Here is a 10,796-nt window from a genome sequence, read left to right as displayed (position 1 = left end):
CGCGGCAAGGCCGCCGCTCCCGCCGCGCGCGGCGCCGCCGCCCGCCCCAACGTGCGCACCCACAAGGTGCGCCAGGGCGACACGCTGTTCTCGCTGGCCAAGCAGTACGGCACCTCGGTCGACGCGCTGCGCGCCCTCAACAACCTCAAGGGCAGCGCGCTCAAGGTCGGCGCTCAGCTGCGCGTGCCGGGCACCAACGCCCGCGGCTGATTCCCCGCCGATCCGTCTTTCGCCGCGGCGCCCACCCGGGCGCCGCGCTGTTTTGTCCGCGAGGCCGCCAAACTCCTTAAAATAGGCGGTCTCCAGCAGGAAAAAAATCAAAGGAACCACACATGGGCTTTCTCGCCGGCAAACGCATCCTGGTCACCGGGGTGCTTTCCAACCGCTCCATCGCCTACGGCATCGCGCGCGCCTGCCACCAGCAGGGCGCCGAACTGGCCTTCACCTACGTCGGTGACCGCTTCAAGGACCGCGTGGCCGAATTCGCCGCCGAGTTCGGCAGCGACATCGTGCTGCCCTGCGACGTCGCCGAAGACAGCCAGATCGAAGCCACCTTCACCGACCTGGCCAAGCGCTGGGACGGCCTGGACGGCCTGGTGCACTCGATCGGCTTCGCGCCGCGCGAAGCCATCGCCGGCAACTTCCTGGACGGCCTGTCGCGCGAAGGCTTCCGCATCGCCCACGACATCTCGGCCTACAGCTTCGCCGCCATGGCCAAGGCCGCGCTGCCGCTGATGGAAGGCCGCAACGGCTCGGTGCTGACGCTGACCTACCTGGGCGCCGAACGCGTGGTGCCCAACTACAACACCATGGGCCTGGCCAAGGCCTCGCTCGAAGCCAGCGTGCGCTACCTGGCCACGGCGCTGGGCCCGCGCGGCATCCGCGCCAACGGCATCTCGGCCGGCCCGATCAAGACGCTGGCCGCCAGCGGCATCAAGGACTTCTCGGCCATCCTGAAGTTCGTCGAAGCCCAGGCGCCGCTGCGCCGCAACGTCACCATCGATGACGTCGGCAACGTCGCCGCGTTCATGCTGTCGGACCTGGCCGCCGGCGTCACCGGCGAAATCACCCACGTGGACGCCGGTTTCTCGACCATCGTCCCGGGCATGGAAGAGTAATTCGACTGACAGGCCGGGCGCCCTGCCCGGCCGCCTTCCCGCGCCGGGCGGTTCACCCGCCCGGCGGGCCGCCCTCTCAGGTCGGCCGCACGATCAGCGTGGACACCTGCACGTCCACCGCCGTCATCAGCTTGTGGATCGGGCATTTCTCGGCCACGGCCAGCAATTCGTCGATCTGCGCGTCCGACAGTTCGCCATGCAGCGTCAGCTTGGCGGTCAGGCGATAGATGCCCTTGCGTTCCTCGCCGGCATCGCGCACCACGTCCACGCCCACCGATTCCAGCGGCAGCCCCTTGCGCTGCGCGTAGACCATCAGCGTCATGGCCTTGCAGCCGCCCAGCGCCGTATCGAAGTAGTCGTGCGGATCCGGGCCGGCGCCTTGCGGCTGCGGCATGTCCAGCGGCAGGTCGTGGCCTTCGGCCGTGGCGGTGAATTGCAGGGTCTTGGGCGCGTTCTGGCGCACGTGGATAGTCATGGGCGGAATTCCTCGCGTTGCGGGCGGCGCGCATGGCCGCCCCACCCCCGGTTGTAGCATCCGGCGCCCGCGCCCCGGCTTGGCGCAACATCCATTTCTGACTGTAAGCTGAACTTCCGGACGGGACGGCGGTCGGATAGTCCTGTCCGCAAGATCGATTGCATTCACCAGGAAACCCGCATGAGCGCCAGACAACTTCTCGACCAACTGCTGCAATCCGGCCAGGGCCTGCTGGCCGACGCCGGCTCCAAGGTGCAGAGCGCCACCGGCGGCAAGGGCGGCTCGTTCCTGACCGGCCTGGGCGGCGGCGCTCTCGGCGCGGGCGCGCTCGGCCTGCTGCTGGGCAGCAAGAAGGCCCGCAAGATCGGCGGCAAGGTCGCCATGTACGGCGGCATGGCGGCGCTCGGCGCCCTGGCCTACCGCGCCTATGGCGACTGGCAGCGCAACCAGGCCGGCGCGCCGGCCGCCCCGCCGCAGACGCTGAACCGGCTGCCGGCCCCCGAGGCCGAACAGCACAGCACCGCGGTGCTCACGGCCATGATCGGCGCGGCCAAGGCCGACGGCCATATCGGCCCGGAGGAACGCACCCTGCTGGAAACCGAGCTGGCCAAGCTGTCCAGCGACGCGCAGGACCGCCGCTGGCTGGAAACCGAGCTGTCGCGCCCGCTCGATCCCGCCCAGATCGCGCAATCGGCCAGGACGCCGGAGATGGCGGCCGAGATGTACCTGGCCAGCCTGCTGGTGGTGGACGAGGAAAGCTACATGGAGCGCGCCTACCTGGACGAGCTGGCGCGCCAGCTCAAGCTGCAGCCGGGATTGAAGGAACAGCTGGAGCAACACGCCCGCGCGGCGGCCTGAGCTCAGCGCGCCGTCTTCCCGGTCACGCCGGGACGCTGGCGCCCCCGGCCATCAAGGCACGGGGACGGCCGGGCCGCCCCGCCCTGCCCGTCAATCGGCGCGCAGCCCGATCGCGTCGGTCAGCGCCGTATAGCGATCGATATCCGCATTGATCATGTCCTGGAACGCGCGCGGCGAGCTGGTGGTCGGCGTGAAGCCCTGCTCGCGCAGCGCGGCCTGCACGTCCGGCCGCAGCATGATGCGGGCCAGCGTCGTATTCAACTTCGCCACCACCGCCGGCGGCGTGGCCGCCGGCGCCAGCAGGCCGTGCCATTGATCGAGCGCGTAGCCCGTCACGCCCTGCTCGGCCACCGTGGGCACTTCGGGCAGGAGCGGCGAACGCTGCGGCGAGGTCACGGCCAAGGCCCGCAGGCGGCCCGCCGCGATCAGCGGCGCGGCGCTGGACGCGGTGACGATCCCCATGCCGACCTGTCCCGACACCACGTCGGTCAGCGCCGGTCCGCAACCCTTGTAGGGCACGTGCTGCAACGGCGCGCCGGTGGCGCGTGTCAGCATTTCGCCGGCCAGGTGCTGCGGCGTGCCGTTGCCGCACGAGGCGAACGGCAGCGGCCGCTCCGGCCGCGCGGTGTTGCGCGCGTCGTCCAGCGTGCGCAGCGGCGAGGCCGCCGGCACCACGAACACGGACGGCACGAAGGCCACGTTGATCACCGCCGCGAAGTCGCGCTTGGGCGCGAAGCCCAGGTTGCGGTAGACGCCGGGGTTGATCGCGAACGAGCTGTTGACCATCAGGAGCGTGTAGCCGTCGGGCGCCGATTCGGCCACGGCGCGGGCGCCGATGTTGCCGCTGGCGCCGGGCCGGTTCTCGACCACCACCGGCTGGCCGAATTGTTCCTGCAGGCTGGCGCCCAGGCGCCGCGCCAGCAGGTCGGTGCCGCCGCCCGGCGGGAAGGTCACCACGATGGTGATGGGATGCGTGGGATAGGTCGCGTCCCCGGGCGTGTCGCCCGAGGGCGGATTACCGCAGGCGCCCAGCGCCAGGATGAGCAACAGCAGGGAGGATCGAAGCGCGCGTTTCATGATGCTTGCCTGTCGTGTCGCGCCGGCCTCAGGCGTCCAGCCCGATGTCCAGCACTTTGGCGCTGTGGGTCAGCCAGCCCACGGCGATCTGGTCGACGCCGGTGGCCGCCACCGCCGCCGCGGTCTCGGGCGTGATGCGGCCGGAGGCCTCGGTGATGGCGCGGCCGCGCGCCATGGCGACGGCCTGGCGCAATTGGTCCAGGCTCATGTTGTCCAGCAGCACCACGTCCACGCCCAGCGCCAGGGCCGTTTCCAGCTGTTCCAGCGTGTCCACTTCCAGCTCGATCTTGACCATGTGGCCGATGCCGGCGCGGGCGCGCGCCACCGCGGCCTCGATGCCGCCGGCCAACGCGATGTGGTTGTCCTTGATGAGCACGGCGTCGTCGAGTCCGTAGCGGTGGTTGCTGCCGCCGCCCACGCGCACCGCGTATTTCTGCACGGCGCGCAAGCCCGGCATGGTCTTGCGGGTGCAGGTGACGCGGGCGCCGTGGCCGGCGATGGCGCGCGCGATCGACGCCGTCGCCGTGGCCACGCCGCTCAGGTGACACAGGAAGTTCAGCGCCACGCGCTCGGCGGTCAGCATGGCGCGGGCGTTGCCGCGGATCCGCGCGATCTCCGTGCCCGGCGCCAGATCGGCGCCGTCGCGGTGGGCGACCTCGAATTCGATGGCGGGATCGAGCGCGCGGAACGCCAGCCGCGCCAAGTCCAGCCCTGCCAGCACGCCTTCCTGGCGCGCCACCAGGCGCGTCTGGGCCACGGCATCGGCCGGCACGATGGCGTCGGTGGTCAGGTCTCCGGCCCGCCCCAGGTCTTCAAGCAACGCCGCGCGCACCAGCGGCTCCAGCATGACATCCGGCAGGGAGGGAATGGCCAAACGGGCGGCGGGCGCTTCAGCAATAATGCTCATTTTGAGTATTTTGTGGTTAAAAAAAGGCGCGCAAGAAATGCGCATGCCACTTATGCTAAAGATGAGTATATGACCTTGTCAAGCGTCACAGGGCGCGCGACAGCGGCAGCTTGCTGCCAGCGATGGCGCGTTCGAGCAGCACGTCGCGGCGGAAGCGGAACAATTTGGCGGGGCGTCCCGCCGTGCCGGTGGCCATCTCGCCGGTCTCTTCCACCAGCGCCTGCTGCTCGATCAGGCGGCGGAAATTCTGCTTGTGCAGGCCGCGTCCGGCCAGGGCCTCGACCGCCAGCTGCAACTGCAGCAGCGTGAACTGCGCCGGCATCAGTTCGAACACCACCGGCCGGTACTTGATCTTGGCGCGCAGCCGCGCGATGCCGGTGGCCAGGATGCGGCGATGGTCGTGGCGCATGGGCTCGCCCGGCAGCGGCGCGGCGGCCGCGTCGGGATGGCGGCGCGCCGCTTCCGGCACCAGGCCGGCCTCGAACAGCAACTCGTAGCGCTGCAGCACCATGTCCTCGTTCCAGGCGGCGCCGTCCAGGCCGAAGGTGATGGCGGCGCGCTGGCGGCGGCGCTGGCGCGCGGCGCCGTCGTCGGTGTCGTCGCACCAGGCCTGCAGGCGCGGCACGATCACCTCGTCCACCAGCGCCGGCGTGCCCGCGCGGCGGTCTTCCCAGGGGAAATAGCGATACCAGTCCTGCCAGCCGACCTGCGCCACGCCGGTCTCGCCGGCCTCGCGCGTCAGGCCCAGGTAGCTGACCGACATGACGCGCGCGCCCGACTCGTCGGAGCGGTCGCCATCGGCGAAGGTGTAGAGCTGCTCGACGTAACCGAGCGGATGATGCGTCTGGGTCTCGACCCAGGCCCGCAGGCCCGCCTGCAGCGAGCGGTGCGACAGCTCGAACGGCCCCGCCGGCAGGGCCCGCGCGTCGTCGGTGGTCAGCACGCGCGGCTCGCCGTGAGTGACGGCGACCAGGACGGCGACGAGTTCGGCGTGGACGGAGCGTTCGACGGATTCGGTCAAGGTGATGGCTGAAAATGAAGGAAACCGGGCGCGGTGACGCGACGCCGCGAGGCGCTCGGCATTATAAGGTCCGGGCCCTGCAACAGCCCCTTGCAAACGTGACAGCGCAACCCGCCGCACGGGCCCCGCGCGGTCCTAAGATGAGGATGGATCCCCGGCGCGCCGCCATCCTGGGACGCCCGCAACCGGAGCCGTCATCATGCTGAAAACCGTCATCGATTCCTCCGCCGCCAGCAGCAAACCGGACACGGCCGCGGAACCCAAGCCGTCCGTCGATCCCCGCAAGGGCACCGGCATCCTGCCGATGCCGGACCAGAGCGCCATCGTCGCCGGCATGCCGCGCCGCGGCCGCGCCATCGAGGCGCCCGGGGACCCCGGCATCATCACGCCCGAGGACGACGTGCTGGACACGTCATACGAAAACCGCAAGAACTGAACCGCGCGCGCCGCGGCGGAACGCGCGGCAATCAGGCGACCTTGGCCACCGCGTCCTGGCGCGTGTCGACCACCGTCAGGATGGCCAGGAAGCCGCTGATGTCGAACACCTCGCGCACGTGCGGCTGCATCGCGCACAGCGCCAGGGCGCCCGAGCCCTGCTTCAGGCGCTTGGCCAGCACCAGCACCACGCGCAGGCCGGCGCTGGAGATGTAGTTCAGGTTCGACATGTCGAGCACGAAACGGCGTTCGCCTTTTTCGACGTGCGACAGCAGGTCGGCTTCGATGCCGGCGGCGTTGCCGCTGTTGATCTGGCCTTCGGGGGAGACAACCAGCACTTCCCCGACCTTCTCGATTGCGAGACTCATAGTGGTTCCCGGTAATGGACCGGCGCCCCGGATCCCGGCGCTTGCGGGCGGCGGCGCGATGCCGAGATGATACGCGAGGCGCCCGCGCGGCCAAACGCAAACGTCAAACGACAGGCGCCAGAGCCGGCCCGTTACGCCAGCGGGCCGCAATCGGGCATACTTCCACCTGCACGTGTACCACTGAACGCAAGGCGACCATGCCCCCTCAGCCCGATACGCTTGACCTCGTTCCCGACGCCCGCGCCGTCGCCTCCGCCATCGAATGGCTCGAGGCCATCGCCGAGCGCGACGCCTGGTCTCCCAAGCTGAGTTTCGGTCTGTCCTTGAGTCTGGACGAAGCGCTGACGAACATCGTTTCGTATGCCTTCGACGATCCCTTGCTCGCCCCCGATCCCGCCCGCGTCAGCCTGGCCTGCCGCCAGGACGACGAATGGATCTCGCTGGAGATAATCGACAATGGCCGTCCGTACGATCCCACCAAGACCCCGCCGCCGCCATTGGCCGCGACGCTCGATGACGCCGAAATCGGCGGCCACGGCGTGCGGCTGATGCAGCACTATCTGCACGACCTGCGCTACACCCGCAACGGCAACGAGAACCGCCTGACGCTCGTGATGCGCGCCGCGTGACCCTCACTGGCGCGTTCGATCAAGACGCGCTATCGACAACTAGCAGTGCATAGACAGAAAGTACCGAACAAAACCCGGTCATCTGTCACTCATGCATAGCGCGCGCGCCGGTTGCGCGCGGACCTCGCCCAGATGCCGCCCGTGAACGCTCCCTATCGTCCAGAAGGATTGCTTGCCCGCCCCTTGTACGCTCGCGTCGACGCGAGCGCCGTGGCCCACAATCTGGCGCGGTTGCGCGCCACGCTGCCGGGCGCCGCTGCGTCGGGCGCCGCTGCGCCGCGGCTGTGGGCCACCGTCAAGGCCGATGCCTACGGCCACGGCCTGGCGCGCGTGCTGCCCGCGCTGCGCGCCGCCGACGGGCTGGCGGTGCTGCACCTGGACGAGGCGCGCGCCTGCCGCCGGCTGGGCTGGGACGGCCCGGTGCTGGTCTACGGCGGCCTCTATTCGCAGGCCGACACGCTGCTGCTCGACACGCCGGACCTGCACCTGGTCATCACGCACGCCGCGCAACTGGACTGGCTGGCGCAATCACCCGCGGCCGCGCGGCCATCCATCTGGCTGCGCTTTGCCGGCGACATCCATCACACCGGCTTCAACGCCGACGACTACCGCGCCGCGTTCGCGCATGCCCGCAGCCTGGCCGCGCAAGGCCTGATCGGTGAAATCGGTCACCTGAACCACTACGCCCGCGCCGACGAAACCGACGGCGTGGACAGTGCCGACGCGCGCTTTCGCGAGGTCATCCGCGACTTGCCGGGGCCGGTCTCCACCAGCAATTCCGCCGCCATGCTGGGCCATGCGGCGCGCGCCGCGGCCACGCAATGGGTGCGGCCGGGCCTGGCGCTGTACGGCGCCAGCCCGTTCGCGCACTGCAGCGCGGCGCAACTGGACCTGCGGCCGGCGATGTCGCTGCACTCGCAGGTGGTGGGCATCCAGCGCGTGCCGGCTGGCGCCGGCGTCGGCTACAGCGGCGCGTTCCTCGCGCCCACGGCGATGAACGTAGGCATCGTCACCTGCGGTTATGCCGACGGCTACCCGCGCCACGCGCCGACCGGCACGCCGGTCGTGGTGGCCGGCATCCGCACGCGGCTGCTGGGCCGCGTCTCCATGGACATGATGGCGGTGGACCTGGGCCCCGTGCCGCACGCGGCGATCGGCTCCCCCGTGACGCTGTGGGGCGCGGAAGGCCTGCCGGTGGAGGAAGTCGCGATGGCGGCGGGCACCATCGCCGCCCAGTTGTTGACGGGCCTGAGCGCGCGCGTGCCGGTGGCGCTGGCCGGCGCCGGCGCGGCGCGCTGAATGGCGCGGCCCGCGCGATGCGATGACGACCTGACGCGAACCGCGGCCCCGCCGCCGCGCTCAGGCGGCCTCTTCGCGCGGCCGGGCCGGCGCGAACAACAGGAACAGCAAGGTCGCGACCAGGTAGATCACGCCTGTCGCGGCCAGTCCCGCGCCCATGCCGGCGGCGCCGAACATGGCGCCGACCACCAGCGGGCCGGCCATCTGGCCGAGCTTGTCGGCGGCGCGCATGACGCTGGTGGCGCCCGCGGCGCCATAGCGCTGCACGTCCGGCAGCGCCAGCATGTAGGGCGATTGCGACGCGCCGGCGAAGCAGCTGGCCAAGGCCAGCAGCAGCACCGCCGCCGCCGCGGCCAGCAGGCCGCTGTTGAAATACAGCCCGAGCATGCCGAGGCTGCCGACCAGGCCGCCCAGCACGATCCAGCTCTTCTTGATGCGGCTGCGGTCCACCACCCGGCCCATCAGCGGCCCGACGTAGATGACGCACAGGCCGTAGATCATCAGCACCCGGCCGATGCTGGACGCGGCCACGCCCTCGGCCTCCAGGTACAGCGGCAGCGCGAACGACAGCAGGCCGACCTGCGCGATCGAGAACGGAATCACGCTGCCCACCAGCAGCAGGCCGAAGTCGCGGGTGAACAGCAGCTTCAAGGTCTCGGACAGATGCGCGCGGGCGCGCCCCGCCGCCTGCGCGGCCAGCTGGCGGCCGCGATCCATGTAGGGGCGCATCAGGATCAGCACGCCGGCCAGCGGCATCACCAGCATCACGGCGCCGACCGCGAACACCGCGCGGAAACCGACCTGCTCCATCAGCATCGCGCCCACCGCGGCGCCCGACAGGTGGCCGGCGAACAGGCCCGCGATCACGCCCGTCATGTTGCGGCCGCGATATTGCGCCGGACTGCGCGTGACGATGAAGCCCTGCAGACCCATCCAGGTCAACCCGTAGCCCAGGCCCACCAGGCCGCGCGCGGCGCTGAACATCAACAGGTTGGCGGCGGCCGCGCACGCCAGCATGCCGGCCGCGGACACCCCCAGGCCGGCCAGCACCGGCACCTGCCAGCCCTTGCGGTCGGTCAGGCGGCCGGCCAGCAGCGAGGTCAGCAGGCCGCAGCCCATTTCCACCGAGATCGGCAGCGCCAGCAGCAGATTGGCCGGCAGGTCGAGCCCGCCCGCGGACAGGCTGCGCGCATACAGCGGCAGAAAGCCCAGCGGCAAGGCCCACGCGAACAGGAAGCCGAACATCACCGGACGCGCGATGCGGCCCACCTCGGACGCGTCGTCCGGGCCGACGCGGGTGCCATCGGGCAGCGTGGCGCGCGCGGCGAAGGCGCGGTTCATCAGCAGCGCCAGCAGCAACAGCATCTCGATCGCGGCCACCAGCGCCACCGCCACCACGGTGACGGCATCGAGCGCGCGGCCGCGCACGCCGGCCGCGATGACGTCGCTCGACAAGCGCAGCACCAGGTCGCCGTGCGCCTTGGGATCGGCCAGCGCCGCGCCCAGCGGCAGCACCAGGGTCAGGTCGTCGGCCTGCGGCCGGGTCGCGGGCAGCGCAGACACGTCGAGCGCGCCGCGCGCATCGGCGCCATACAGCACGCGGCCGTCGCGATCGGCCAGTTCGATCTGCGCGACCGCCGGAAAGGTGCCGGCCAGGCGCGTGAACGGCGCTTCCACGCCGCGCAGCCGGTCCACCTCGAGGCCGTAGCCGAGCACCCGGTTCAGGTCGCGCTGCAGGCCCTCGGCGAGCAACCCGACGTTGTTGCGCGTGACTTCCAGCCAACCGCTGCGAAAGGTGGAGATGGTGTAGGCGGCGTACACGCCCTGCGCCAGCACCAGCGCCAGCAACGGCACCACGAAGCGGGCGCGGCCGCCCGCGGCCAGCGAGGTCAGCGGCACGATGTATTTGAAGACCGCGGCCAGGCCCAGCCCCACCAGCACCGTGACGACCAGCAGCACCTGCAGGTTGTCGATGATGAGCCGGCGGCTGGCCTCGCCGTCCTTGGCCGCCGACAGCACCACGGCGCCGACGCTCTTGCCGCCGGCGCCGGCCAGCGGCACGGCCACCGTCACGCGGTCGTCGTCCACCGCGACCAGCGCGCCCGAGCCGCGGCGCGCCAGGCCCGCAGCCAGCGGCCCGCCGGCGTCGAGCGTGCGCGCCAGCTGCGTGGCGTCTTCGGGCAGCTCGCCCTCGGCGGCCACGGCCTGGCCGTCGGCCAGCAGCACCGCCGCGCCCTGCACGCCGCGCGAGCGCGCGACGCCATCATGCAAGGTGTCGCGCAGGCCGAAATACTGTTCCAGCGGCTTGCCCAGGCGCAGGCCGTTCTCGATATTGCCGGCGACGCGGCGCGCCACCACTTCGACGCGGTCGGCGGTGGTGTCCACCACCAGCCGGTTCAACGCCGACAGGCTGAGCGCGCCGATCAGCGCCTGCGCCAGCAGCAGCACGGCCAGACAGGCCAGAGTGACTTCCAGTACCGGGCGACGACGCAACCCATCGAGCACTACTTGTATTGGTTCGCTACGCATGGGGCCACGCCGTCGCAAAGTATTTACACACGGGCACTAATGGTATTTACAATTAATGCAAATTGCATCCTATTTCACGC

12 protein-coding genes are annotated in these 10,796 nt (G+C 70.8%); 6 read left to right on the top strand and 6 right to left on the bottom strand.

Annotation, left to right across the window (positions count from 1 at the left end; all coding sequences use genetic code 11):
• A partial coding sequence (locus AOZ53_RS21445) for a LysM peptidoglycan-binding domain-containing protein (RefSeq protein ID WP_156333469.1) occupies nucleotides 1-210 on the top strand: 210 nt, incomplete at its 5' end.
• A gap of 122 nt (nucleotides 211-332) precedes the next feature.
• Entirely contained in the window at nucleotides 333-1,118 is a 786-nt protein-coding gene (fabI, locus tag AOZ53_RS21440) for an enoyl-ACP reductase FabI (protein WP_006392868.1), read from the top strand.
• 76 nt (nucleotides 1,119-1,194) lie between these two features.
• Here fabI and AOZ53_RS21435 read toward each other — a convergent pair whose 3' ends face one another.
• A complete protein-coding gene (locus AOZ53_RS21435; RefSeq protein ID WP_054489225.1) occupies nucleotides 1,195-1,593 on the bottom strand; it encodes an OsmC family protein in 399 nt (132 codons plus the stop codon).
• 180 nt (nucleotides 1,594-1,773) lie between these two features.
• Between AOZ53_RS21435 and AOZ53_RS21430 the strand changes: the two genes are divergently transcribed.
• Nucleotides 1,774-2,451, top strand: a complete 678-nt coding sequence (locus AOZ53_RS21430) for a tellurite resistance TerB family protein (protein WP_054489222.1) — start codon at nucleotides 1,774-1,776, stop codon at nucleotides 2,449-2,451.
• 90 nt (nucleotides 2,452-2,541) lie between these two features.
• Here AOZ53_RS21430 and AOZ53_RS21425 read toward each other — a convergent pair whose 3' ends face one another.
• From AOZ53_RS21425 to AOZ53_RS21415, 3 genes are all read right to left on the bottom strand, one after another.
• Nucleotides 2,542-3,528, bottom strand: a complete 987-nt coding sequence (locus AOZ53_RS21425) for a tripartite tricarboxylate transporter substrate binding protein (protein WP_054489220.1) — start codon at nucleotides 3,526-3,528, stop codon at nucleotides 2,542-2,544.
• Between the two features lie 28 nt (nucleotides 3,529-3,556).
• Entirely contained in the window at nucleotides 3,557-4,435 is an 879-nt protein-coding gene (gene nadC, locus AOZ53_RS21420; RefSeq protein ID WP_054432736.1) for a carboxylating nicotinate-nucleotide diphosphorylase, read from the bottom strand.
• A gap of 85 nt (nucleotides 4,436-4,520) precedes the next feature.
• The gene (locus AOZ53_RS21415; protein ID WP_054432737.1) at nucleotides 4,521-5,456 is read right to left on the bottom strand and encodes an NUDIX hydrolase; all 936 of its coding nucleotides are present in this window, start codon (nucleotides 5,454-5,456) and stop codon (nucleotides 4,521-4,523) included.
• 199 nt (nucleotides 5,457-5,655) lie between these two features.
• On the opposite strand from AOZ53_RS21415, the gene AOZ53_RS21410 reads away from it, so the two are divergent.
• On the top strand, nucleotides 5,656-5,892 hold the full coding sequence (locus tag AOZ53_RS21410; RefSeq protein ID WP_054432738.1) for a hypothetical protein: 237 nt from the start codon (nucleotides 5,656-5,658) through the stop codon (nucleotides 5,890-5,892).
• 31 nt (nucleotides 5,893-5,923) lie between these two features.
• Here AOZ53_RS21410 and AOZ53_RS21405 read toward each other — a convergent pair whose 3' ends face one another.
• On the bottom strand, nucleotides 5,924-6,259 hold the full coding sequence (locus AOZ53_RS21405; RefSeq protein WP_054432739.1) for an STAS domain-containing protein: 336 nt from the start codon (nucleotides 6,257-6,259) through the stop codon (nucleotides 5,924-5,926).
• A gap of 197 nt (nucleotides 6,260-6,456) precedes the next feature.
• Here AOZ53_RS21405 and AOZ53_RS21400 point away from each other — a divergent pair, with 197 nt between their 5' ends.
• Complete coding sequence (locus AOZ53_RS21400) at nucleotides 6,457-6,888, top strand: ATP-binding protein (protein ID WP_054432740.1); 432 nt, start codon at nucleotides 6,457-6,459, stop codon at nucleotides 6,886-6,888.
• Between the two features lie 132 nt (nucleotides 6,889-7,020).
• Nucleotides 7,021-8,187 (top strand): alanine racemase, encoded by a 1,167-nt coding sequence (gene alr, locus AOZ53_RS21395; RefSeq protein WP_054476662.1) that lies wholly within the window; start codon nucleotides 7,021-7,023, stop codon nucleotides 8,185-8,187.
• 60 nt (nucleotides 8,188-8,247) lie between these two features.
• On the opposite strand, the gene AOZ53_RS21390 is transcribed toward alr, so the two are convergent.
• On the bottom strand, nucleotides 8,248-10,716 hold the full coding sequence (locus tag AOZ53_RS21390) for an MFS transporter (RefSeq protein WP_054476572.1): 2,469 nt from the start codon (nucleotides 10,714-10,716) through the stop codon (nucleotides 8,248-8,250).
• Nucleotides 10,717-10,796: the final 80 nt, after the last annotated feature.

It is taken from the genome of Achromobacter sp. 2789STDY5608621, from assembly GCF_001299375.1.
GTDB classification, from domain to species: Bacteria; Pseudomonadota; Gammaproteobacteria; order Burkholderiales; family Burkholderiaceae_B; genus Achromobacter; species Achromobacter insuavis.
This window is presented reverse-complemented; position numbering and strand designations above follow the sequence as displayed.